This is a genomic window from Actinomadura monticuli (assembly GCF_041463655.1).
GTDB classification, from domain to species: Bacteria; Actinomycetota; Actinomycetes; order Streptosporangiales; family Streptosporangiaceae; genus Spirillospora; species Spirillospora monticuli.
Genome location: NZ_JAXCEI010000008.1, coordinates 68,292 through 91,644 on the forward strand (window position 1 = coordinate 68,292; position 23,353 = coordinate 91,644).

The following is a 23,353-nucleotide window of genomic DNA, read 5'->3' on the forward strand; positions in this document are numbered from 1 at the left end:
CTGGGGTGCGGGCCTGCTCCATTCAGTTCTCGCAGAGCCGGCCGGCCGCGCCGTAGGGCAGGCTCAGGCGCTCGATGAGCTGGCACCACGAGTCGCTATCGCGCTGCGGTGTCCGCCATCGCCGGTTTCCTGCCTCACCTTGGCGTAGTGACGGGCGGCTCGCGCCCGATTACCGCAGCCAGGTGAGCACCACTCGCGCCGCGGGGTGTCGCGGACGAAGAACAGCACACAGCCCGGCCCGTGGCAGGCGCGCAGTTGGTCGAGCTGCGGCCCGGCGAACAGGTCGACGGCGTCCTCGGCCAATGCGGCGATCGCGGCCGCAACAGGGCGACCTTCGGCGCACACCGTCGTGTGCGGCTCAGGAGTGGAGCGCAGCTCGCGCCAGCGCGGGCTCTGGCGAACATGACGGTTGAGGGTCGCGACCATGTCCGCATCGAACTCGCGGCCGTCCACGGCCGCCGCGGCGAGGGCCCTGATGACGTCCCGCAGTTCCCTGGCAAGGCGCAGGTCCTGGTCGGTGACGCCCTCGATGTCGGCATCGGCGAGTCCGATCGCGAGGCATGCACGCATGTCGCGAAGCCATGCGGCCAGGTGCTCGACGCTCTGCAAGCCGTCCCTGCGGCGACCTCTCACCGCGTACGCGGTGTTGCCGAGCTCGATGGGAGGCGGTTCGCCAAGGAGCGGGGCACCGCCACCTGCAAGGTGTGCCACTTCCATCACTCTTCTAACGGTACCGGCAACTTGACATCGTTATAAACCGCTGCCATATTTCTAACGGTTAGAGCGGCTTCCAACCGTAAGAAACGGGCGGCGCGGCCTGCCCGTCACCCCATCCGCACAGGAGATTTCGCATGAGCACACCGGCCCTGCAGACCGGGCACATCGGCCTGAACGTGACCGACCTGGCACGTTCCACTGCCTTCTACCGCCGAGTCTTCGGCTTCGAGGTCCTGGGCGATCAGACCGACGGCGACCGCAGTTTCGCCTTCCTCGGCCACGACGGCGTCCTGCAGGTCACGTTGTGGCAGCAGAGCAGCGGCACGTTCCCCACCGACCGGCCTGGCCTGCACCACCTGTCGTTCCAGGCACCTGACATCGAGACGGTCCACCGCGCGGAGGCCACCCTGCGCGAACTCGGCGGGGAGCTGGTCTACGACGGGGTCGTCCCGCACGGCGAGGGCGCGTCCTCCGGCGGCGTCTTCTTCACCGATCCGGACGGCATCCGCCTGGAGATCTATGCGCCGAGCGGAGCCGACACCGCACCGGCGCCCACGCAGGGCGCACCGACCTGCGGCTTCTTCTAGCGGACACGACCTGCGCCCGGGCCGCGCTCTGCGGCCCGGGCCGGCGACGGAAAAGGACTGCTCATGCTTCACAAAGGCGAACACGCGGTACAGCGCCGCGCCGGTCTGACCGTCGACGGCTGGGGATCGGCCGGCGTGAAGGCGACCATTCCACCGGTGGCGGCGGAGTTCCTCAGCCGGCAGCGGCTGGCGGTGCTCGCAGCCGCCGACGAGACCGGCGCGGCATGGGCCAGCGTCCTCACCGGCCCGCCCGGGTTCACCATCGCCCCCGACGAGCGCACCATCATCGCCGACCGGCTGCCCGGCGCGGGTGATCCGCTCGCAGGCCTTTTCGACGACGAGCGGCCGGTGGGCATGCTCATGATCGAGCCGGCCACTCGGAAACGCATGCGGGTCAACGGCCGGGCCCGCCGGCACGAGAACCGGCTCCTGGTGCGCACCGAACAGGTGTATTCCAATTGCCCGAAATACATCCAGACCCGCGTCCACGTCGACGACTCGCCTTCGGCACACCGGACGGCTCTCGTCACCCGCGAACTCACCGCCGACCAACGGCAGTGGATCACTGCGGCCGACACGTTCTTCATCGGCACGTACGCGGCAGGGCTGGGGACCGACGCATCACATCGCGGTGGCAACCCCGGCTTCGTGACGGTGACCGGCGGCGGCCGGCTGACCTGGCCGGACTATGTCGGCAACTCGATGTACATGACGTTGGGCAACCTCGAACTCGAGCCGCGCTGCGGGCTGCTGTTCCTGGACTGGGAAAGCGGTCACACCCTGCAGCTGACCGGCCGCGCCCGCGCCGACTGGGATCCGGTCCGGGCAGCGGCGGTGCCCGGCGCGCAACGACTGATCGACTTCGACGTCGAGAAGGTCATCGAGGTCTCCGGCGGCATTCCGCAGCGTTGGTCCTTCGGCAAATACTCCCGATTCAATCCCGCCTGAACGCTTCACAGATGAAAGAGAACCATGCGCATCCGTGTCGACCTGTCCCTGTGCCAGACCCACGCCCAGTGCGTGTTCGCCGCCCCGGAGGTGTTCAGCCTCAACGACGATGACGAGCTGGTGTACGACGCCACGCCCGCCGACGCATCGCTACCCGCCATCGAGGAGGCGGCCCGCGCCTGCCCTGTACAAGCCATCTTCCTGGACGAGGACTGACCGATGCGCCGCATCGCGGTCGTCGGTGCAGGCCCTGCGGAACTGACCATCGCGCAGGAACTACGGCGGCTCGGCTACGACGGTGAGATCACCATGATCGGCGCTGAGCCCTGTCCTCCCTAGGGCCAGGTTCCTGGATCGTCTGGCATAGAGCGAGGTTTCGTTCGCTGTCGGGTTATGGGTCGTGGTGACTTGACCGATGCCGAGTGGGAGCGGCTGGCGCCGCTGTTGCCGCCGACGGGTGGACGGGGCGGCCGGTGGGTCGACCATCGCACGGCGATTAACGGGATCTGCCATCGGGTGCGGACCGGGTGCCGTGGCGTGACCTGCCGCTGGAGTTCGGTGAGTGGATCACCGTGTACAAGCGGTTCCGGCGCTGGTCGGCCGATGGCACCTGGGACCGGTTGCTGGAGGTGGTGCAGGCCGAGGCCGACGCCACCGGCGACATCGGCTGGCAGGTCTCGGTCGACTCCACCATTGAGCGCGCCCACCAGCCACGCCGCCGGCGCCCTGCACCGGCCGCCCCCGCCCCCGTCCTCGTCGAAAAGGGGGACCGGACCGGACGGGGACGAATCAGGACAAGCGGACCTGGAGGGAGCTGGCGGTCCTGCTGGAGGAGGTAGCCCGGCAGGCGAAGCGCTGGGACGCTCCCGCGGGGGCCTGTCCACCAAGATTCACTTGGCCGCCGACAGCCGGTGCCGCGTCCTGTCCTTCCACATCATTCCCGGCCAATGGGGCGACACCCCGCAGTTCATCGCGGTTCTGGGCCGTGTCAGGGGTGGTTCGGCGTAGGTCTTGAGTAACTCCCTCGTTGGTCATCCGGTGGGGGCAGGGCTCGAAGATGACCTGGCGGGCGCCGTCGAGGGTGCGATAGTTCGTGCTGGGCACTCCGGGCAGGCGATGCCGGTGTCACCGCGGACCAGGTTCCTGTCGTTTTCGCGGCAGTTGCTGGGCCCAGGCGTCGTCGTTCGCGCACTGCCGGGGGGCCAGCCGCGGATCTCCTGGATGCGCAGGGGCAGAGCGACCTGCAGCGCATCGGCGAGGTTGTCGTCCAGCCCTCAAGGCCCGGCCGGTTCTTCGGACGACGGGCCCGGGTGGGTGTGCGCGCCGGCGAACATCCTTCGATGCTTCCACCGCCCCCTGAAGGTCGTCGCCTTGCACACGGACACCGCCGACGCAGTAGACGTGAGGGTCGCGTGCAGGACCGCGCCGTCCTGGATCGGCGGCTGAGTCGCTCGGTGGCCGTTGTACCGGGTGGCAGGGCGGAGATGCGTCCTCAGGTAACGATCTTTGCGCACCGGGTGAGGGCTGCGTCACGGCGCTATGAGTGCGGCGATGTGGCGTGGGGGTGAGGTTCGGGTTGCCGGAGCGTGCCATCTGGTGTTGCTCGGTCTTGGTGGCAACGTGGTGGCAAATGATCAGAGGCCGGTCTAGGATCTCTCCTGAACCGGCCTCTGACCTGGGTGTTCCTGGTGGAGCTGAGGGGATTTGAACCCCTGACCCCCTCGATGCGAACGAGGTGCGCTACCGGACTGCGCTACAGCCCCAAGGACTCCGTAAGGTTAGCAAACTTCGAGGGGTGCTCGCGCACGGGTTACTCGCCGACGGCTCGGCGGTCGTCGGCGTACTGGTCGAAGACCTCGTCGGGGGTGACGAGCTCGATGACCTCGGCGGTTTCGGTCTCGCGGGCTTGGGCCGCGGCGGCGCGGGCTCGGGCTCGGGCTCGGGCGCGAGCTCGGGCGGCGGCGGTGGCCTGGCGGTGGGCGGTGTCCATGCCTACGGCGACGCGGAGCAGTGCCAGGTGGCCGGCGAGCAGGACGGCCGGGGGCAGGGTGATCCACCAGGGCGCCAGGCCGGACGCGACGACGGCGATCGCGGTGAGGACGAGCGCGGTCAGGCCCGTGGTGCGGCGGCGGCGCCGGGCGATGACGGTGGCGCGGGTGACGCGGCGGCGGGGGGCCGGGGTGTCCTCGGCCGGGGGCTCGTCGGGAAGGGTTTCCTCGTCCTCCTCGGGACGCTTGTGGAGGAGGCGGGAGATGCCGGTCGCCTCGGTGTCGCGGCGCAGCCACATGGGGACGAGGACGATCGCCCAGACGGCGACGATGGCGAGGTACAGGACCGCGCTGCTCACCGGCCCCACCGTCCCAGGGCACGCTTAGGAGGCGGGCCGACTTTCGGCGCGCGAACGTGCAATGGGAGCAGGGCCACGCCCCGCACGGTACGAGGGGGTGTCAGAGGTTGACGAGCATAAGGGGCGGTGTGTCGCGAGATCGATCTCGCCGTTACTCTCCGTTTGCCTGGCCTTCTCTTACGGAGGATTCTTACGGCGGGAAAGTCATGGGCGGCTCAGGTGTGCCGGGGAAATGCCTGTTTGCGGTCGGCGAGCCAGCGTGCGCGCAGGCCACCGGGCACGTCCTCGACGGTGAGGGCGTAGCAGATGTGGTCGCGCCAGGCGCCGTCGATGTGCAGGTGGCGGCGCCGAATTCCCTCTTCCCGGAATCCGAGCTTTTCGACGACGCGGCGGCTCGCGGTGTTCTCCGGACGGATATTGGCTTCGAGGCGGTGGAGGCCGACGGTGAAGAAACAGTGGTCGACGGCGAGGGCGACGGCGGTGGGAATGACGCCGCGTCCGGCGACCTGCTTGTCGACCCAGTAGCCGATCTGGGCGGAGCGGGCCGAGCCCCAGACGATGGCGCCGATGGTGAGCTGGCCGACGAAGTCGTCCTCGTGGGTGACGACCCAGGGCAGGGCGAGGCCCTGGCGCGCTTCACGGCGCATGGTGTGGACCATGCTGACGTAGGGGCCGAGCCCGCTGCGGAACAGCGGCGTCTCGGGGTTGGTGGGCTCCCACGGGCGGAGCCAGTCGGCGTTGCGGACCCGCAGTTCGCGCCAGACGGCGGCATCGCGATGCCGCAGCGGGCGCAGCCCGACGGAACCCTCGGTCAGGGTGACCGGCCATCCCCGTAAACGTTCCACGGTTCCATGATTCCCTGGTCGGACGTCTGGACGCCATCAATTGTCGCCGAGAATTCGGGCACGCGGGACGATCGCGCCCCGCTTCATCACGCGGGTGACGATCAGGTCGTCGTCCAGGACGGCCAGGTCGGCGTCCTTGCCGGGTTCGAGGGAGCCGGTGCGGGCGTCGATGCCGAGGGCGCGGGCGGGGGTGAGGGACGCGGCGCGGGCGGCGGCCTCGATGGGCAGGCCGATGTCCGTGACGGCGCGGCGGAAGGCGTCCGCCATCGTGATCGTGCTGCCGGCGATGGACGTCCCGCCGGCGAGGGTGGCGCGGCCGCCGCGGACCTCGACGTCCATGGCGCCGAGCCGGTAGCGGCCGTCGCCCATCCCGGTGGCGGCCATGGCGTCGGTGATCAGCGCGACGCGGGGGCCGGCGGCGGCGAAGGCGAGGCGGGCCACGGCGGGTTCGACGTGGCCGCCGTCGTTGATCAGTTCGACGGTGACCCGCGGGTCGTCCAGGGCGGCGGCGATGAGCCCGCCCTCGCGGTGGTGCAGCGGCCGCATGGCGTTGAACAGGTGCGTCGCGACGCGGGCGCCCGCGTCGAACGCGGCGCGGGCGGTGCCGCCGGTGGCCTCGGTGTGGCCGACGGCCGCGATGACGCCGGCGTCCGCGGCCTCCCGGACGAGGCCGAGGGCGCCCGGCAGTTCGGGCGCGAGGGTGATCATGCGGAGGTGCCCGCGGCCGAGCCGGACGAGGCGGCGGAACTCGGCGGGGTCGGGGGCGCGCAGCAGCGCCGGGTCGTGGGCGCCGCAGCGGTCGCGGGAGAGGTAGGGGCCTTCGAGGTGGACGCCCGGCATGGCGCGACCTGCCACAACGAGGGCGAGGCCGACGTGAACCGGCTGATGGCCGAGCGCGCCGACCAGGTCGTCGGTCGCGGACGGCTCGAAGGTCGGGCACCGGGCCTTCGCCCGCATCTGCGACGTCGGCGGCATCGACGTCCTGGTCACGGACGCGACGGTGCCGGAGGCGGAGGTGGCCGCCTTCACCGAGGCGGGCGTCCGCGTGATCCTGGCCTGACGAGGGCCGTCGGGTTCAGTCCAGCGCGAGCACGTGCATGGCCAGGCGGGCGGCGCGCCCGCCGTCCTGTTCGGCGACGGCGAGCGCGGTGCGCACGTCGAGATCGTCCAGAAGCGCCTCGGTGACGGCCGCCTCCGCGCCGGCGGACGAGCCGCTCCGGCCGGCGGCGCCGTGGAGCCGTTCCAGGCGGCCGGCGGCGCGGTCGAGGACGTCGGGGGCGTAGTCCCAATCGTCCCGCCAGGGCTCGTCGACGAGCATCAGCCGGACGGCGGCGGCCGGGTGGCCGGGCACCAGATCGGAGACGAGGACCAGGTTGCCGGTCGACTTGGCCATCTTCTCGCCGTCCCGCCGCACCACGCCCACGTGCAGCCAGGCCCGGGAGAACGGCCGCACGCCGGTCAGCGCCTCTGCCATGGCGGACTCGTAGGCGTGGTGCGGGAAGCGGAGGTCGGCGCCGCCCGCGTGCAGGTCGAGCGCCGGGCCGAAGGTCGCCATGGCCATCGCGGCGCACTCGGCGTGCCAGCCGGGCCGGCCGGGGCCCCACGGGCTGGGCCAGGCGGGCTCGCCCGAGCGGGACGGCCGCCAGACGGCGATGTCGAACGGATGCTCCTTGCCCGGATCGCCGGGCTCGTCCCCGTACTCGGCCAGCAGCGCGCGGGCCTCCTCGTCGCCGAGCCCGGCCCGCCGGGGGACGCCGGCGCCGTGGAAGAGCACCGTGCCGTCCCGCAGGTAGGCGTCGCCGGACGCGAGGAGCCCCTGCGCGAGCGCGACGACCTCCCGGACGTGGTTGTGCGCGCGCGGCTGGTGGTCGACGGCATGGACGCGCAGGGTGTCGAGGTCGCGTTCGAAGTAGTACTGCTGGACGGCGGCGAAGCTGTCGTAGGGGCTGCCGGCGCGGTGCGCGGCCTGGTTCAGCACGTCGTCCACGTCGGTGACGTTGCGGCAGACGCGCACGTCCCCGCCCGCGTGCCGCAGGACGCGGGCCGCGACGTCGGCCCAGACGAAGGTGCGGGCGTGGCCGAGGTGGGTCGCGTCGTACGGGGTGATCCCGCAGACGTACATGTGGGCGGGGCCGGCGACCGGCAGCGGGCGCCCGCCGAGCCGGAGGGTGCGGTCGGGTGCGTTGGGGTTCACGGGATGCCGTTCCTCACCGTGGTCGGGAAGCCGAAGGTTGCCTATGCGCGCTCCGTCCGGTCTCCTCCCAGTGTGCGGAGAAAGCGGTGAAGACGGCACCTGCCGGAGGTCCTCGGTTCCGGGCCCCGGCTCGGGACCTTGGTCCCGGCGGCAGGTGACCTTGGGACCCTGACCCGTGACCTGCGCCGTCAGAGGCTGGGGGGCATGACGGAACTGCCCGGGGCGCCGACCTTCGCGCCGCCGATCGATGGGGTGCGGACCGGCGGCGGACGGTCCGCCGAGCCGCCGCGGGTGATCGCGGTCATCGGCGCGTCCGGGGAGCCCGGGACGGCCGGCGCCGCTCTGCTGCGCGGCGTCCGCGCCACGGGCGCCGTCTACGCGGTGAACCCGCACTACGCCGGGGCCGACCTGGACGGCGTGCCCTGCGTGGCGGGGTTCGCCGAACTGCCCGAGCGGCCCGACCTGGCGGTCGTCGCCGTCCCCGCGTACGCCGTGTGCGGTGTGGCCGCGGCCTGCGGCCGGTCCGGGATTCCCGCGCTGACGGTGATCCGCGCGGAGCTGACCGCCGAGCAGCACCGCCGCCTGCTCGCCGTCTGCCGCGACCACGGCATGCGGCTGGTCGATCCGGAATCGCTCGCGAAGGCGGGCGTTCTGCAGGAGGACCCAGCCTAGCCCGGGAGGAACGGGAGCGACCGCCGCTCTCACGCGTCGCCGTGGAGCGGTCCCCGGCGCGTGGACGCTCGAAGTCCGCACTTCGAATCATGATCAATCGGTCACATAGGTCCCCGGTCGGTGGCGATCCGCCGGGGCGGGGCGTCCGGCGCGCGGATGACCAGGGAAGATCCAGGGTGAAGCGGGCCCTTCCGTTCGCTCTCAGTCGGTACCATTCATGATTGCCGTAGAGCAACCAGTGCGGTCGGAGGGACGGTCATGACCGGCAGCGGGGAGCGGGTCGGCGATCATCTTGATCGGCGGGTCCCCCACCCGCGGCGGCTGCCCTTCAACGCCGGCACGCTGAAGGTCGCGCGGGCGCTGGCCGTCCAGTGCGCGTCGGCGGCCGGGCTCGGCGAGGACCGCGTCCAGGACGCCGAACTCGTCGTCAGCGAGCTGACCGCCAACTCCGTCGAGCACGGCGGCGGCTCCGGGGTGCTCTGCCTCTGGCAGGACGCCACCCACCTCGTCATCGAGGTCAGCGACGGCGGCCACATCACCGACCCGCTGGCCGGGCGGCGTCCCGTGCCGCCCGACTCGGTCGGCGGCCGGGGGCTGCTGCTGGTGCACAAGCTGGCCGATCTCGTCCGCGTCCACAGCGGTCCGGGCGGAACGACTATCCGCGTGTACTTCACCCGCGCGATGATGTGATCCATGAGCGAAGTTTCAGCGCAGGGATACGGGCCGGACCACGGGTCGCCGTTCGCCTACGGGCTGCACCACGTGCAGATCGCCGTCCCGCCCGGCAGCGAGGACGACTGCCGGGCGTTCTACGTCGACGCCCTCGGGATGCGGGAGATCACGAAGCCGCCGGCGCTGGCCGCGCGGGGCGGGCTGTGGGTGCGGGCGGACGCGCTGGAGATCCATCTCGGCGTCGAGCAGGACTTCCGGCCCGCGCGCAAGGCCCACCCGGGCATCCGCGTCGAGGACCTGGACGCCCTGGCCGAGCGGCTGGCGAAGCACGGCGTCGAGGTGGCCTGGGACGGGAACTTCCCGGGCCACCGCCGCTTCTACGCCTTCGACAACCTCGGCAACCGGCTGGAGTTCCTGCAGCGCGACGGCACGAACCCGCAGTGGTGACCCTTCAGGGGAGTCTGGGGGATCAGGGGAAGGGGCCGGCGCGGCCGAGCAGGGCCTGCACGGGGCTGTCGAGCCGCTCGCTGAGCCAGGCCGCCGTCTCCGTGACCGGCGCCATCCGGACGCCGGTCCGCACGCCCATCCGGTCCAGCGCGTAGAGCAGGTCCTCGGTCGCGATGTTGCCGGTGGCGGCGGGCGCGAAGGGGCATCCGCCGAAGCCGCCGGTGCTCGCGTCCAGGGCGCTGACCCCGAGGTCGAGCGCGGTGAGCGCGTTGGCGTAGCCGGTGTTGCGCGTGTTGTGGAAGTGGCAGCGCAGCGGCACGCCGGGGGCGATCTCGGCGGCGCCGGACAGCAGCGTCCGCACCTGCGCGGGGACGCCGACGCCGATCGTGTCGGCCAGCGCGATCTCGTCGGGCTCGCTCTCGGCGATCCGCCGCACGAGGCCGAGGACGCGCTCGGCCGGCACCTCGCCCTCGAACGGGCAGCCGAAGGACGCGGCGATCGTGACGCTGCGGAACAGCCCGGCGGCGCGCGCGTCGGCGGCGATCCGCGCCCAGTTGGCCAGGCCCTCCTCGACCGAGCAGCCCTGGTTGCGGCGGCTGAACTCGTCGGTGGCCACGACGACCACGTTGATCTCGTCCACGCCCGTCGCGAGCGCCCGGTCGAGGCCGCGCGGGTTGAGGACGAGCCCCGCGTAGCGCACCCCGTCCTGCCGGGGGACGCGCTCCATCACCGCTTCGGCGTCCGCCATCTGCGGGACGCGCTTGGGGTTCACGAAGCTGACCGCCTCGATCCGCCGCAGCCCGGCCGCGACGCTCCGCTCGATGAGCCGCACCTTGTCGGCGGTGGGCAGGATCGCGGCCTCGTTCTGCAGCCCGTCCCGGGGTCCGACCTCGATCAGTTCGACGTCCGCCATCGGCCTTCCCTTGTATGCAATCTGATGATGTACGCAGAATCGGCCAGGCACAACACTTGTGTCAAGCGTCCGAAATGCTTATCTTGCATGCAATCGACGTGACGAGGAGGTTCGGATGGTCCGTGCCGTGGACCGTGTGTACACACGGCTGCGCGCCGACATCCTGGACGGCGCCCACCCGCCCGGCGCACGGCTCGGCGAGGCCGAGCTGGCCGAGCAGACCGGCTCCAGCCGGACGCCGGTCCGGGAGGCGCTGCGCCGCCTCGAGGTCGAGGGGTTGGTCGAGGTCCTGCCGCACCGCGGCGCCCGCGTCCCGGACTGGACGCCGGAGGACCTGGACGAGATCTACGACCTGCGGATGCTGCTGGAGGGCGCCGCCGCCCGCCGCGCCGCCACCCGCATCGAGCCCGCGGGCACCGACCGCATGGACGAGCTGTGCGACCTCATGGAACGGTCCGCCGCGCCCGGCGACGGGCAGGACCTGGACCGGGTCGCCGAGCTGAACGCCGAGTTCCACGGCGTCGTCCGCGCCGCGGCGGCCAGCGCCCGGCTGGTGTCGATGCTCAACGCGGTCGTGCAGCTCCCGCTCGTCATGCGCACCTTCCACCGGTACTCGCCGGACGATCTCGCCCGCAGCTCGGCCCACCACCGGGAGCTGGTGGCCGCGCTGCGGGCGGCCGACGGCACCTGGGCCGAGTCGGTGATGCGGGCGCACGTGCTCGCCGCGAAGGCGGTGCTGCTGCGCGCCTCGCAGGTACAGGACAACCAGACCGAAACGAGGATCCCCTAGATGTCAACGCACGACGGCGCCACGCAGGACGCCCGCGGACCGCTCGCCGACCTGCGCGTGGTGGAGATGGGACAGCTGCTCGCCGGCCCGTTCTGCGGGCAGCTGCTCGGCGACTTCGGCGCCGAGGTGATCAAGCTGGAGTCGCCGGGCGCCGGCGACCCGATGCGCCAGTGGGGACGGGAGAAGCCGCACGGCAAGTCCCTCTGGTGGCCGGTCGTCGCGCGCAACAAGAAGTCGGTGACGTGCAACCTGCGCACACCCGAGGGCCAGGACCTGGCGCGCAAGATCATCGGGCAGGCCGACATCGTGGTGGAGAACTTCCGTCCCGGCACGCTGGAGCGCTGGGGGATGGACTTCGAGCGGCTCCGCGAGGAGAACCCGGGGCTGATCCTCGTCCGGGTGTCCGGTTTCGGGCAGAGCGGCCCGTACGCGCCGCGCGCCGGGTACGGGTCGATCGGCGAGGCGATGGGCGGCATCCGGTACGTGACCGGCGACCCGGGCAACGCGCCGTCCCGGGCCGGGATCTCGCTCGGCGACTCGCTCGCCGCCGTGTTCGCCACGATCGGCGCGCTCGTCGCCGTCCACCACCGCAGCAACACCGGCCGGGGGCAGATCGTCGACTCGGCCATCTACGAGGCGGTGCTCGCGATGATGGAGTCGCTGCTGCCCGAGTGGGCCGTGGCCGGCTACCAGCGCGAGCGGACCGGGTCGGTGCTGCCGAACGTGTCGCCCAGCAACGTGTACCCGACCGCGTCCGGCGAGATGATCCTGATCGCCGCCAACCAGGACACCGTGTTCGGGCGGCTCGCCACGACCATGGGACGTCCCGAGCTGGCGGACGACCCGCGGTACGCCGGCCACGCCGCCCGCGGCGCGAACATGGAGGAACTGGACGAACTGATCTCCGCATGGTCGGCCGGCCTGGACACCGAGGCCCTCTTGGAGGCCCTGCACGAGGGCGGCGTCCCGGCGGGCCGCATCTACACCGCGAAGGACATGTTCGAGGACCCGCACTTCGCCGCCCGCGAGGCGATCGTGCGGCTCGTCCATCCCGACTTCGGTGAGCTCCCGATGCACAACGCGTTCCCCAGGCTCAGCGAGACGCCCGGGTCGGTGCGGCACGCCGGCCCGGCCCTCGGTGAGCACAACCAGGAGGTGTACGGAGGCCTCCTGGACCTTCAAGAAGAAGAGATCTCCGCGTTGACGCAGCGCGGCGTCATCTAAAGCACCGCACGGGAGACCAGCATGGGTTATCGCCTAGGCGTAGACGTGGGAGGCACGTTCACCGACGTGCTCCTGGTGGACGAGGAGACCGGCGTCAGCCACCGCGCCAAAACCGCCTCGACCCCGGCGGACCAGTCCGAAGGCGTCCTCAACGGCATCCGCAAGGTGTGCCGGGACGCGGGGATCGAGCTGACCGAGGTGGCGCACGTCCTGCACGGCACGACGGTGGCGACCAACGCGATCCTGCAGGGCAGGGGAGCGCGGGTCGGGCTCGTGACCACCGAGGGGTTCCGGCAGGTCCTGCAGATCGCCCGGTCGTACGTTCCGGGCGGGCTGGCCGGCTGGATCATCTGGCCGAAGCCGGAGCCGCTGGCCCGGCTGGAGCACACGGTCGAGATCCCCGGCCGGATCGCCGCCGACGGCTCGGTCGTCACCCCGCTGGACGAGGACCGCGCCCGCGCCGCGCTGCGCCGTCTCGCCGGCGCCGGCATCGAGGCGCTCACCGTCTCGCTGATCAACTCGTACGCGAGCGACGCGCACGAGCGGCGGGTGGCCGAGCTCGCGGCGGAGGAGCTGCCCGGCGTCCCGGTGTCGCTGTCCAGCCAGGTCCTGCCGGAGATGCGCGAGTACGAGCGGACCGTCACGACCGTGGCGAACAGCTACGTGCAGCCGGAGGTCGCCCGGTACGTGAGCAACCTCGACCGGTCGCTGACCGGCAGCGGGATCGCGGCGCCGCTGGCGGTGCTGCGCAGCGACGGCGGGCTCACCCAGGCGTCCAAGGCGGCCGAGGCCCCGGTGTCGCTGCTGCTGTCCGGCCCGGCGGGCGGCGTGACCGGCGCGGTGTGGTTCGCCGAGCAGGCCGGGTTCGCCGACTTCCTCACCTTCGACATGGGCGGCACGTCCACGGACGTGGCGCTGGTGCTCGGCGGGCGCCCGCGGATCGGCCGGGAGACCAGCGTCGGCGACCTGACCGTCCGGGCGACCAGCGTGGACGTCCGCACGGTCGGCGCGGGCGGCGGCTCGATCGCGCACGTCCCCGAGCTGACCAAGGCGCTGCGCGTCGGCCCGCAGTCGGCGGGCGCCGCCCCCGGCCCGGCCGCGTACGGCGCGGGCGGCACCGAACCCACCGTCACCGACGCCAACGTCGTCCTCGGCTACCTGCCGACGCAGCTCGCCGGCGGCGAGATCTCGCTGGACGTGGAGGCAGCCCGCAAGGCGGTGAGCGGCATCGCCGCGGCGATGGGCCTGCCGAGCGTGGAGGCCGCGGCGGCCGGGATCATCGACATCGTCAACGAGAACATGCTGGGCGCGCTGCGGCTGATCAGCGTCCAGCAGGGCTTCGACCCGCGCGACTTCGCGCTGATGTCGTTCGGCGGCGCCGGTCCGCTGCACGCGAACGCGCTCGGCCGGCTGACCGGCGCGTGGCCGGTGATCGTGCCGCCGTCGCCGGGCGTCCTGTGCGCCTACGGGGACGCGACGACGTGCGCCCGCGACGAGAGCGCCCGCACGATGGTGCGCCGCTTCTCCACCCTCGACGACGACGAGCTGCGCGCCGTGCTCGCCGAACTGGCGGACGCGGCGGCGGAGCGCCTGGAGTCGGAGGGCGTGCCGCGCGACGCGCAGACCGCGACGTACCAGATCGACCTGCGCTACCACGGGCAGGGCTTCGAGATCCCCGTCGAGGTGGACCGCGCGACCGTGGACGGCGACCTGCTCGCCGGGCTGGGCGCCGCGTTCGACGCCGAGCACAAGCGGCTGTTCTCGTTCCTGCTCGACAACGAGCGCGAGGTGATCAACCTGCGGGTCACCGTGTCCGGGCCGCGCCCGGAGGTCGCCTGGCGCACCCTGCCGGAGGGGACCGGCGACCCGTCCGGCGCCCTGGTCCGGGAGACGGAGGTGTGGATGGACGGCGCGTCCGTGCCCGCCCGCATCTTCGACCGTTCCAAGCTGCGCTCCGGGGACGTGGTGGCCGGACCGGCCGTCGTGGTGGAGATGGACTCCACCACGCTGGTCCTGCCCGGTCACGCCGCGAGCGTGCACCCGAGCGGCAGCCTGCTGATCCGTCCGACTGAGGAGGGCTGATGGCCGAGATCCTGCAGACCGCGACCGAGCCGGTGGCACGGGTCGACGTCGACCCGGTCACCCTGGACATCATCGAGAACGCGCTGCGCAACGCCCGCTACGAGATGGACGAGGTGCTGTTCCGCACCGCGCTGTCGCCGGGCATCCGCGAGCAGCACGACGAGTTCCCGCTGATCGCCGACCCGTCCGGGAAGATGGTCGTCGGGCAGTTCGGGCTCTCGGTGCCCGACTTCCTGGAGAACTTCGACGGGACGATCGGCGAGGGCGACATCCTCATGACGTCCGACCCGTACGCGTGCGGGGCGGCGATCAGCCACGCCAACGACTGGCTGCTGGTCGTGCCGATCTTCCACGAGGGCCGGCTGGTGGGCTGGTCGTCGATGTTCGGCCACATGTCGGACGTGGGCGGCAAGACGCCCAGCTCGATGCCGGCCGACGCCCGCACCATCTACGAGGAGGGCGTGATCGTCCCGCCCTTCAAGCTGTACGAGGGCGGCAAGCTCAACGAGGCCGCGCTGCGGATCATCCTCAACCAGGTGCGGATGCCGGACTGGAACCGGGCCGACCTGAACGGGCTGACCGCGGCGTGCACGACGGCCGCCCGCCGGGTGACCGAGCTGTGCGACCGGTTCGGCGTCGAGACGTACCTGTCCGCGCTGGACGCCCTGCTCGACCGCAACTACCAGGCGATGAAGGTGCTGCTGGCGACCCTCTTCGAGGACGGCCAGACGCTGGAGTTCGCCGACTACATCTGCGACGACGGCTGCGGCTACGGCCCCTACGAGCTGAAGATCTCCCTCACCCGGACCGGGGAGAAGATCCATCTCGACTTCAGCCACGCCGCCCCGCAGGCGGTCGGGCCGATCAACTACTTCATCAACGAGAACCTCGTCCGGATGTTCTTCGGCATCTACGTCATCACGGTCGCCGACCCGCAGATCCTGTGGAACGACGGCTTCTACCCGCTGATCGACGTGACGATCCCCGAGGACTCGTTCTGGAAGCCGCGCCACCCGGCCGCGCTGAACGCCCGCAACCACGGCATCGGCCGCGTGTTCGACCTGTTCGGCGGGCTGCTCGGGCAGACGAACCCGGAGATCCTGAACGCGGCCGGGTTCTCGTCCTCGCCGCACTTCATGTACTCGGGGCACTACACGTCCGGGCCGCGCGAGGGCGAGTGGTTCCAGCTGTACTCGATCGGGTTCGGCGGCGTCCCGGGACGTCCGGTCGGCGACGGCCCGGACGGGCACTCGCTGTGGCCGTCGTTCGTCAACATCCCCTGCGAGTACCTGGAGTCGTACTACCCGCTGCGCATCGAGCGGTGGGAGACGATCGCCGACTCCGGCGGCGCCGGCCTGCACCGGGGCGGCAACGGCGTCGACGTCGCCTACCACTTCGAGGAGCCCGGCACGATCGCGATCCACGACGACCGCTGGCTCACCTACCCGTGGGGCGTGAACGGCGGCCGTCCGGGGGAGCGGGGCCGCAAGTGGATCGACCGGGCGGACGGCACGCGGGAGGTGCTGCCCAGCAAGATCCACGACGTCCCGGTCGCGCCCGGCGACGTGCTGCACTTCGTGACCTGGGGCGGCGGCGGATGGGGCGACCCGCTCGCCCGTCCCGCCGAGCTGGTCGCGCAGGAGGTGCTGCGCGGCCTGGTCACCGCCGACGGCGCCCGCACCGGCTACGGCGTCGTGTGCGGGGACGACGGGGTCCTCGACGTGCAGGCCACCGAGCGGCTGCGTGCGGAGATGGCCGCCGAGCGCGGGGAGATCCCCGTGTTCGACATGGGCCCGCCGCTGGCGGAGATCCTCGCCCGCTGCGAGGAGGAGACCGGGCTGCCCGCGCCGCGCCCGCCGGTCGACGTCCGCTCCGCCGACGCGCTGCGCCGATGACGGATTCGGACGATCTGATCGCCGACTACCGGAAGTCCGGTTTCGGCGAGAGCCTCGGCTGCGGCAGGGCGCCGGCGGTGCTGGTGGTCGACTTCGCCCGCGCGTACCTGGAGGACGGGTCGCCGCTGCGCGCCCCCGTCGAGGACGCCCTGGCCGCGACGGTCACGCTGATCGGCGCGGCGCGGGCGGCCGAGGTGCCGGTGCTGTTCACGCGGGTGAGCCTCCAGCCGGGCGGCGCCGACGGCGGCCTGTTCCGCCGCAAGGTGCCCGCGCTGCGCGTGTTCGAGGAGGGGAGCCCCCTCGGCGACTTCGCCGAGGGGGCCGCCCCCCGGCCGGGCGAGACGGTGGTCACCAAGCAGTACGCGAGCGCGTTCCACGGGACGTCGCTGGCGGCGACCCTGACCGCGTCGGGCATCGACACCCTGTTCATCTGCGGGCTGACCACGAGCGGCTGCATCCGGGCCACCGCGACCGACGCGCTGCAGCACGGGTTCCGCCCGCTCGTGGTGGACGAGGCGTGCGGCGACCGTGACCGGCGCCTGCACGAGGCCAACCTGCTGGACCTGCAAGCCAAGTACGCCGACGTGCTCTCCCTCGACCGCGCCCTAGAACTCCTCCGTTGACCTGCGGCGAGTTGTTGTTATGAGCGGTCGCATAACAACAACTCGCCGCAGATCAACAAGCCGACGGCCGCGTCGGCGGGGTGCGCCGGGCGTCAGCGGCGAAGGACGCCGCAGGTCAACGGGAGGTGTGCCGGGCGGCGGTGGTGTAGAGGGAGAGGGAGAGCTCGACCGCGCTGTCGACGACGGCGTCGAGGTCGGTGCCGAGCCGTCCGTCCGCCCACTGCTGCGCGAGCTCGGTCATCGCGCCGGTGAACATCGTCGCGGCGATGAGGGCCGGCAGCCGCGGGTTCTCGATGTTGCTCATCACGAGCACGCCGTCCAGCAGGGCGGTCTGCGCGGCCCGGCGGCGCTCGGCCAGCACCTCGTTGCCGCGCGCCTCGGCGAACAGGACGCGTCCCCTGCGGGGGTCGGCGCTGATGAAGCGCAGCACGCTGCGGATGCCCGCGCGGGTGCGGACGTCCGGGCTCGGCCCGACCTCGTTCACGGCGGCGTCCAGTACCTCGGCGAGCGCCGTGGCCTCCCGGTCGTAGACGGCCGCCAGCAGCTCGTCGGTGTCGGCGAAGTTCTCGTAGAAGTAGCGCGTGTGCAGCTCGGCCTCGCGGCACACGGCCCGGACCGTGAGGCCCGCCTCGCCCTCCTCGCCGAACAGCCGGTAGGCGGCCTGGACGAGCATGCCGCGCCGCTCGTCCCGCCGCCGGCTCGCGGGGACCCCGGCCCACCGGGTGGACGTGGCCGTGCGCGCGTTCGCCATGCCCCGACGATACCGCCGCGCCGCCGCCGCGCACCGCGCTTCTGGACACAGGCGTACCCAAACACTTACTCTGGCTACAGTCGTAACCAGAATTGGGAGTACAGATGCCGGCCAGGACGAGCACCGTCGAGACGAGCCCCGTGAAGACCAGCGCCGCTGAGACCGGCCCACGCAAGGCGAGCCCCGGCAAGTCGAACATCATCGCGGCCCGCTTCGAGCGGGCCTTCGACGCCGACATCCGCTCCAGGTTCTTCCGGGGTCTGGACTTCGCCGGCCCCGAGGGCGACCCCGGCTGGTTCGGTCCCGGCAGCGCGGTCTGGTACGTCCACTCGCACCTGCCCACGTTGATCCTCGGCCTGGTCGGCGCCGCCTACATCGAGGGGCTCGACCCGAGCATCAGCTGGATGGCCTACGACCACTCCCGCATCCCCGAGCGCGTGGACGGCATCCCGACCGGCAACGTCGACCCGGAGGGCGCCGCCGTCCGGCTCGGGCACTCCCTGTCGTTCTTCATCGGCACCGCCTACGGGTCGACCCCGACCGCCGAGCGCCTGGCCCGCACCGTCCGCGCCATGCACCACACCATCAAGGGCACCCGCCCGGACGGGCTGGCCTACGACGCCGACGACCCCGAGTGGCTCCGCTGGAACTACGCCACCGTCGTCTGGGGGCTCGCGACCGCGCACGAGCGCTACCACCGCCGCCCGCTGCGCGACATCGACCGCTACTACCGCGAGTTCGTCCGCGTCGGCGAGGCGCTCGGCGGCACCGACCTGCCCGCGACCAAGGCCGAGGTCGCCGAGTGCCTGGAGTCCTACCTGCCGCGCCTCGCCGTCACCCCGATCAAGGCGTTCGCGACCGGCCCCAATCTGCGCGACAGCAAGGCCAAGCCCTGGGAGCCGGGCAGCGCCTTCATGGACTGGGCCGCCCGCGACATGCTCCCGAAGTGGGCGCAGAAGCTCTGCCTCTACCAGCCCCCGAACCCGATCGCGCTGCGCGCGCGCCGGGCGACGCTGTGGACCGTCCTCAACGGCCTGCACGACGCCACCGGCCCGATCCGGGAGTACCGCGAGGCCGAGGCGCGCGTCGCCGGCGGCGTCTCGGCGCCGGTCGCCGCCTCGACCGCGCCGACCGCCCCGGACCCGGTGCTGACCCGCGAGGAGGTCGAGGCGACCGCCTGACGTCCACGCCGCCCGGCTCTCCCCGACCGTCCCTGCGCCGCCGTACCCGATGACTTTCGGATGCGGGGACGGTCCACACGACAGGCGGCTCGCGGAACAGCCGCTCGCCGGAGCACGGCGGGCCGCCACCGCGATGGGAGAGCCGGATGTGCGAGCCGACGCGTACGACGCGAGACGCCGTGTGCGGCGGCAAGCTGCTGGACCGCGCGATCGGTTTCGCGCTGACGGCCCTGCAGGGGGTGACGCCCTCCATGCTCGCCCGCCGCACGCCGTGCGCGGTGTGGGACCTCGACATGCTCGTCCTGCACCTCGGCGAGTCGCTGGCCGCGCTGCACGAGGGCATGGCCGGCGGGCGGGTCGGGACGTCGCCCGGACCGCCGGCCCCGGCGGACGACCCCGTGTCCGCGCTGCGGGTGCGGGCCGTCCGGGTGCTGCGCGCGTCCGCCGCCCTCACGCCCGTCGCGGTCGGGGACCGGCGGCTGGCGGGGGACATGCTGACCCGGGCCGGCGCGCTGGAGGTCGCCGTCCACGGCTGGGACATCGCGCAGGCCACCGGTGAGCGCCGGCCCATCCCGCCGCTGCTGGCGGACGACCTGCTGGCCGTCTGCCCGCTGGTGCTGCCGGAGCCGCCGCGCCGACCGCTGTTCGCCGACCCGGTGGAACCGGCGCCGGACGCGTCCCCCGGCGACCGGCTCGTCGCGCTCCTCGGCCGCCGCCCCCTGAGCTGAGAATCCTCCGGGAGGGTGCGCCGCGGCGCCCCTGTCGGCGAGAATCGGACCGTTCGCCCCCGGTCAGAGGAGTCCCCCATGAAGTCGTCGGCGTCCCGCTACATCCTCCCCGAGGCTCGCGAGCGCGTCGTCGAACTCGTGGCGAAGGAGCAGTACATCCCGGCCATCAAGCTCGTCCGGGAGGTCACGGGCCTCGGGCTCAAAGAGGCCAAGGAGTACGTGGACGGCATGAAGGGCGAGGTCTTCGCCCGGCAGGTGCCGCCCGAAGTCCAGGGCAAGGTGCGGGCGCTGCTCGCCGAGGGCAAGGTGAAGCCGGCGGCCGCGCTGGTCCGCGTGGAGGCCGGGCTCGGGCGGCAGGCCGCCAAGGACTATGTGGACGCGGTCCGGCAGGGCCTGGTCCACGCGCCCTCGCTCGACGGGGGCGGGATGCTGTCGGACCGGGTCCGGGCGTTCAAGCACGCGGGCGACTACGAGTCGGCCGTCGCGATGGTCTGCGCCGAGACGGGAATGGGACGGGACGAGGCGGCGCGTTTCGTCGAAGCGCTGAGGTAGCGGCCTGAGACGGTCCTCCAAGCGCCGAGATTGATCGGGACGCCCCCTCGCCCCGGACGGCAACCGAATGCCATTCTGGTCTCCGGACGGAACGATCCTTTGGAGGGGCCATGGCGATCGCCATCAGCGAGGAGCACCGCGAGCTGGCGCGGACGACGCGCTCATTCCTGCGCGACCACGAGGCGCGGGCGGCGAACCGCGCGCTGCTGGACGCCGAGAAGGAGGATCTTCCCGCGTTCTGGGCCGAGTTCGCCGGACTCGGCCTGCTCGGCCTGCACCTTCCGGAGGAGCACGGCGGCGGCGGAGCCGGCCTGCAGGAGCTGGTCGTGGTCGCCGAGGAGCTGGGCCGCGCCGCGGCGCCCGGCCCCATGCTGCCGACGATGCTCGCGTCCGCGGTGATCGCGGCCGCCGGGGACGACGAGCAGCGGGCGCGCCTGCTGCCCGGCCTCGCCTCCGGGGCCGTCCCCGCGGCGCTCGGCGTGGGCGGCTCGCTGACCCTGCGGGACGGCGCCGCCACCGGCGACGCGGGCGTCGTGCTCGGCGGCGGCCTCGCGGAGCTGCTCGTCCTCCCGGCGGGCGACGACATGGTCGTCGTCCGGGCGGACGCCGCCACCGTCGAGGTGCCCGAGAACCTGGACCCGTCCCGCCGCTCCGCACGCGTCCGGCTGGACGGCGCCGCCGCCGACGTCCTGCCCGGCGCCAGGGCGCTGGCCGTCGCCGTCGCCCGCACGCTCGTCTCGGCCGAAGCGGTCGGCGGCTCGCTCGAATGCGTGGAGAACGCCGTCGAGTACGCGAAGGTGCGGCAGCAGTTCGGCCGCCCCATCGCGACGTTCCAGGCCGTCAAGCACCACTGCGCGAACATGCTCGTCGCCGCCGAGCTGAGCACCGCCGCCGTGTGGGACGCCGCGCGGGCCGCGTCCGGGCCGTCCGACCAGTTCGAGCTGGCGGCGGCCGTCGCCGCGGCGCTCGCCCTCCCCGCGTTCACGTCCAACACCGGGCTCAACATCCAGGTGCACGGCGGCATCGGCTTCACCTGGGAGCACGACGCCCACCTGCTGATGCGCCGGGCCGCGACGCTGGAGGCCGTGTTCGACCCGCGCTCCGCCGAGCGTGACGTGACCCGCCTGAAGGCCGCCGGCGTCGTCCGCGAGACGACCCTCGACCTGCCGCCCGAGGCCGAGGCCCGGCGGCCGGAGATCCGCGAGCTGGCCCGCGAGATCGCCGCGCTGCCCGCCGCCGAGCAGCGGCAGAAGCTCATCGACACCGGCTACGTCCAGCCGCACTGGCCGCGCCCGTGGGGCGTCGAGGCGAGCGCCGGGCTCCAGCTCGTCATCGAGGACGAGTTCCGCGCCGCCGGCGTGAAGCGCGCCCAGCTCGGCATCACCGGCTGGGTGATCCTCACGCTCGTCCAGCACGGCACCCAGGACCAGATCGACCGCTGGGTGCGGCCCGCGCTCACCGGCGACGAGGTCTGGTGCCAGCTGTTCAGCGAGCCCGAGGCCGGTTCGGACGCCGCCGCCGTGAAGACCCGTGCCGTCAAGGTCGACGGCGGCTGGATCGTCAACGGGCAGAAGGTCTGGACGAGCGGCGCCCAGCACTGCCGCTGGGGCTTCGCGACCGTCCGCACCGACCCGGACGCCGCCAAGCACGCCGGGGTGACGATGGTCGTCGTCGACATGGAGCACCCCGGCGTGGAGGTGCGGCCGCTCCGCCAGATCACCGGCGGCTCGGACTTCAACGAGGTGTTCTTCTCGGACGTGTTCGTCCCCGACTCCGACGTGGTCGGCGCCCCCAACCAGGGCTGGACGGTCGCCCGCGCGACCCTCGGCAACGAGCGCGTCAGCATCGGCGGCGGCGTCGGCGGCCCGCCCGGACCCGACGTCGTCGCGCTCTACCGCGAGCGCGGCGAGCACGTCCCGGCCGCCGCCGAACGCGTCGGCGCCTACCTCGCGGAGGAGCAGGCCCTGCGGCTGCTGAACCTCCGGTCCGCCGAACGCGCCGTCGCCGGCGGCGAACCCGGCCCGGAGGGCAACATCACCAAGCTCGTCCTCGCCGAGCACGGGCACGCCACCGCCGACCTCCTCGCCGCGTTCGCCGGCCCCGGCACCGCGTTCAACGAGGGCCTCGGCCAGTTCGCCGGCCTGATGCGCCTCGGCTCCCGCGGCATGTCCATCGCCGGCGGCACGTCCGAGATCACCCGCAACCAGATCGCCGAGCGCATCCTGAAGCTGCCCCGCGACCCGCTGATCAAGTAGCGGCGGGCCGGCGGCGGCCGCCGGGCTCCAGCGACGGGTTGCCGGTGCCGTGGTTGATGCCGGCGATGTCGGTGCCGGGCGGGACGACCTCGTCGATCGCGTCGAGGACGTCCCCGCCGAGGCGGACGTCCGCGGCGGCGAGCAGGTCGTCCAGCTGCGCCATGGTCTTCGGCCCGATGATCGTCGAGGTGACGGCCGGGTGCTCGCCGACGAACGTGAGCGCCAGGTGGGTCAGCGGCAGCCCGGCCCCTTCGGCGATCTTCGTGAGCCGCTCGACGGCGTCGTAGCGGGCCGGGGCGCTCGGGTCCACGTCGACGGTCCGCGTCACCCACGCCGGGTTGCCCCCGGGAGTGAACCGGGACCCGGCGGGGGCCTGCTCGCCGCGCCGGTACTTGCCGGTCAGCCAGCCGCCGGCGAGCGGGCTCCACGGGATGACGCCCATCCCGTGCCGCCGCGCGGCGGGCAGCATCGACTCCTCGATCGACCGGGCGAAGACCGAGTACTGCGGCTGCTCGCACACGAACCGGCCCCGCCCCGCCGCGCGGCGGCCCACTGGGCCTCCACGATCTGGTCGGCGGGGAACGACGACGACGCTGCGTAGAGCACCTTGCCCTGGCGGACCAGATCGGTGAGGGCGTCGAGCGTCTCCTCCAGATCGGTGTCCCAGGCCGGACGGTGCATCTGGTAGAGGTCGATGCGGTCGGTGCCCAGCCGGCGGAGGCTGTCCTCCACGGCCCGGACGATGTAGCGCCGCGACCCGTCCCTCGCGTTGCGCTCCTCACCCAGCGGGAAGAAGAACTTGCTCGCGAGGACGATGTCGTCCCGGCGCCCCTCGATGGCCTTGCCGACGACCCCCTCGCTCTCCCCGGCGGACCCGAACATCATCGCGCCCAAGCACAGCGCGCCGTTGATCTGCGGCGTGTTGTTGCT

The 23,353-nt window shown here is 72.7% G+C and carries 24 protein-coding genes, 1 tRNA gene and 1 pseudogene; 16 read left to right on the plus strand and 10 right to left on the minus strand.

Annotated elements, in window-relative coordinates; all coding sequences use genetic code 11:
• Window positions 1-63: 63 nt before the first annotated feature.
• Complete coding sequence (locus tag SM611_RS19290) at window positions 64-717, minus strand: CGNR zinc finger domain-containing protein (protein WP_371951508.1); 654 nt, start codon at window positions 715-717, stop codon at window positions 64-66.
• 134 nt (window positions 718-851) lie between these two features.
• On the opposite strand from SM611_RS19290, the gene SM611_RS19295 reads away from it, so the two are divergent.
• The 4 genes and pseudogenes from SM611_RS19295 to SM611_RS19310 all read left to right on the plus strand — a co-directional run.
• Window positions 852-1,304 carry a VOC family protein gene (locus SM611_RS19295; RefSeq protein WP_371951134.1) on the plus strand — a complete coding sequence of 151 codons (453 nt, stop codon included), beginning with the start codon at window positions 852-854 and terminating at the stop codon, window positions 1,302-1,304.
• Window positions 1,305-1,367: 63 nt separating this feature from the next.
• Window positions 1,368-2,252, plus strand: a complete 885-nt coding sequence (locus tag SM611_RS19300) for a pyridoxamine 5'-phosphate oxidase family protein (protein WP_371951136.1) — start codon at window positions 1,368-1,370, stop codon at window positions 2,250-2,252.
• Between the two features lie 24 nt (window positions 2,253-2,276).
• A complete protein-coding gene (locus tag SM611_RS19305; RefSeq protein ID WP_371951138.1) occupies window positions 2,277-2,468 on the plus strand; it encodes a ferredoxin in 192 nt (63 codons plus the stop codon).
• 177 nt (window positions 2,469-2,645) lie between these two features.
• Window positions 2,646-3,245 (plus strand): annotated as a pseudogene (locus SM611_RS19310) (IS5 family transposase); the annotation flags it as partial.
• A 693-nt stretch (window positions 3,246-3,938) separates the two neighbouring features.
• Here the strand turns inward: SM611_RS19310 and SM611_RS19315 are convergent.
• The 5 genes from SM611_RS19315 to SM611_RS19335 form a co-directional block, all read right to left on the minus strand.
• Window positions 3,939-4,015, minus strand: a tRNA-Ala gene (locus SM611_RS19315).
• A gap of 47 nt (window positions 4,016-4,062) precedes the next feature.
• A complete protein-coding gene (gene sepX, locus SM611_RS19320) occupies window positions 4,063-4,599 on the minus strand; it encodes a divisome protein SepX/GlpR (RefSeq protein WP_371951139.1) in 537 nt (178 codons plus the stop codon).
• A gap of 215 nt (window positions 4,600-4,814) precedes the next feature.
• Window positions 4,815-5,444, minus strand: a complete 630-nt coding sequence (locus SM611_RS19325) for a GNAT family N-acetyltransferase (protein ID WP_371951140.1) — start codon at window positions 5,442-5,444, stop codon at window positions 4,815-4,817.
• A gap of 36 nt (window positions 5,445-5,480) precedes the next feature.
• Window positions 5,481-6,434, minus strand: a complete 954-nt coding sequence (gene nagA / locus SM611_RS19330) for an N-acetylglucosamine-6-phosphate deacetylase (protein ID WP_371951142.1) — start codon at window positions 6,432-6,434, stop codon at window positions 5,481-5,483.
• An 85-nt stretch (window positions 6,435-6,519) separates the two neighbouring features.
• Window positions 6,520-7,638, minus strand: a complete 1,119-nt coding sequence (locus tag SM611_RS19335) for a class I tRNA ligase family protein (protein WP_371951143.1) — start codon at window positions 7,636-7,638, stop codon at window positions 6,520-6,522.
• Window positions 7,639-7,842: 204 nt separating this feature from the next.
• Between SM611_RS19335 and SM611_RS19340 the strand changes: the two genes are divergently transcribed.
• The 3 genes from SM611_RS19340 to SM611_RS19350 all read left to right on the plus strand — a co-directional run bounded on the left by SM611_RS19340 (window position 7,843) and on the right by SM611_RS19350 (window position 9,429).
• Window positions 7,843-8,310 (plus strand): CoA-binding protein, encoded by a 468-nt coding sequence (locus tag SM611_RS19340; RefSeq protein WP_371951145.1) that lies wholly within the window; start codon window positions 7,843-7,845, stop codon window positions 8,308-8,310.
• 258 nt (window positions 8,311-8,568) lie between these two features.
• Entirely contained in the window at window positions 8,569-9,000 is a 432-nt protein-coding gene (locus SM611_RS19345) for an ATP-binding protein (protein WP_371951147.1), read from the plus strand.
• Between the two features lie 3 nt (window positions 9,001-9,003).
• Window positions 9,004-9,429: a VOC family protein gene (locus SM611_RS19350; protein WP_371951149.1), complete on the plus strand. Its 426-nt coding sequence runs from the start codon at window positions 9,004-9,006 to the stop codon at window positions 9,427-9,429.
• Window positions 9,430-9,451: 22 nt separating this feature from the next.
• Here SM611_RS19350 and SM611_RS19355 read toward each other — a convergent pair whose 3' ends face one another.
• A complete protein-coding gene (locus SM611_RS19355; RefSeq protein ID WP_371951151.1) occupies window positions 9,452-10,342 on the minus strand; it encodes a hydroxymethylglutaryl-CoA lyase in 891 nt (296 codons plus the stop codon).
• Between the two features lie 127 nt (window positions 10,343-10,469).
• Between SM611_RS19355 and SM611_RS19360 the strand changes: the two genes are divergently transcribed.
• From SM611_RS19360 to SM611_RS19380, 5 genes are read left to right on the plus strand one after another with little or no spacing between them, the layout of a single operon-like run.
• A complete protein-coding gene (locus SM611_RS19360; protein WP_371951153.1) occupies window positions 10,470-11,132 on the plus strand; it encodes a GntR family transcriptional regulator in 663 nt (220 codons plus the stop codon).
• A complete protein-coding gene (locus SM611_RS19365) occupies window positions 11,133-12,356 on the plus strand; it encodes a CaiB/BaiF CoA transferase family protein (RefSeq protein WP_371951155.1) in 1,224 nt (407 codons plus the stop codon).
• 21 nt (window positions 12,357-12,377) lie between these two features.
• Window positions 12,378-14,438 carry a hydantoinase/oxoprolinase family protein gene (locus SM611_RS19370; protein WP_371951157.1) on the plus strand — a complete coding sequence of 687 codons (2,061 nt, stop codon included), beginning with the start codon at window positions 12,378-12,380 and terminating at the stop codon, window positions 14,436-14,438.
• On the plus strand, window positions 14,438-16,333 hold the full coding sequence (locus SM611_RS19375; protein ID WP_371951159.1) for a hydantoinase B/oxoprolinase family protein: 1,896 nt from the start codon (window positions 14,438-14,440) through the stop codon (window positions 16,331-16,333). Before SM611_RS19370 ends, SM611_RS19375 begins: the two co-directional genes overlap by 1 nt.
• Window positions 16,330-16,956, plus strand: a complete 627-nt coding sequence (locus SM611_RS19380; RefSeq protein ID WP_371951161.1) for an isochorismatase family protein — start codon at window positions 16,330-16,332, stop codon at window positions 16,954-16,956. The genes SM611_RS19375 and SM611_RS19380 overlap by 4 nt, the downstream gene beginning before the upstream one ends.
• Before the next feature lie 115 nt (window positions 16,957-17,071).
• Here SM611_RS19380 and SM611_RS19385 read toward each other — a convergent pair whose 3' ends face one another.
• A complete protein-coding gene (locus SM611_RS19385) occupies window positions 17,072-17,707 on the minus strand; it encodes a TetR/AcrR family transcriptional regulator (protein ID WP_371951162.1) in 636 nt (211 codons plus the stop codon).
• 104 nt (window positions 17,708-17,811) lie between these two features.
• Here SM611_RS19385 and SM611_RS19390 point away from each other — a divergent pair, with 104 nt between their 5' ends.
• The 4 genes from SM611_RS19390 to SM611_RS19405 all read left to right on the plus strand — a co-directional run bounded on the left by SM611_RS19390 (window position 17,812) and on the right by SM611_RS19405 (window position 22,423).
• Window positions 17,812-18,888, plus strand: a complete 1,077-nt coding sequence (locus SM611_RS19390; protein WP_371951164.1) for an oxygenase MpaB family protein — start codon at window positions 17,812-17,814, stop codon at window positions 18,886-18,888.
• Between the two features lie 146 nt (window positions 18,889-19,034).
• Window positions 19,035-19,616, plus strand: coding sequence for a maleylpyruvate isomerase family mycothiol-dependent enzyme (locus SM611_RS19395; protein ID WP_371951165.1), 582 nt, complete (start codon window positions 19,035-19,037; stop codon window positions 19,614-19,616).
• Window positions 19,617-19,694: 78 nt separating this feature from the next.
• Window positions 19,695-20,168 carry a ribosomal protein L7/L12 gene (locus SM611_RS19400; RefSeq protein ID WP_371951166.1) on the plus strand — a complete coding sequence of 158 codons (474 nt, stop codon included), beginning with the start codon at window positions 19,695-19,697 and terminating at the stop codon, window positions 20,166-20,168.
• A gap of 110 nt (window positions 20,169-20,278) precedes the next feature.
• Complete coding sequence (locus SM611_RS19405) at window positions 20,279-22,423, plus strand: acyl-CoA dehydrogenase family protein (protein ID WP_371951168.1); 2,145 nt, start codon at window positions 20,279-20,281, stop codon at window positions 22,421-22,423.
• Here SM611_RS19405 and SM611_RS19410 read toward each other — a convergent pair.
• Together SM611_RS19410 and SM611_RS19415 are read right to left on the minus strand one after the other, a co-directional pair.
• Entirely contained in the window at window positions 22,416-22,892 is a 477-nt protein-coding gene (locus SM611_RS19410) for an aldo/keto reductase (protein ID WP_371951509.1), read from the minus strand. The genes SM611_RS19405 and SM611_RS19410 overlap by 8 nt on opposite strands.
• The gene (locus tag SM611_RS19415) at window positions 22,823-23,308 is read right to left on the minus strand and encodes an aldo/keto reductase (RefSeq protein ID WP_371951170.1); all 486 of its coding nucleotides are present in this window, start codon (window positions 23,306-23,308) and stop codon (window positions 22,823-22,825) included. The genes SM611_RS19410 and SM611_RS19415 overlap by 70 nt, the downstream gene beginning before the upstream one ends.
• Between the last annotated feature and the right edge of the window lie 45 nt (window positions 23,309-23,353).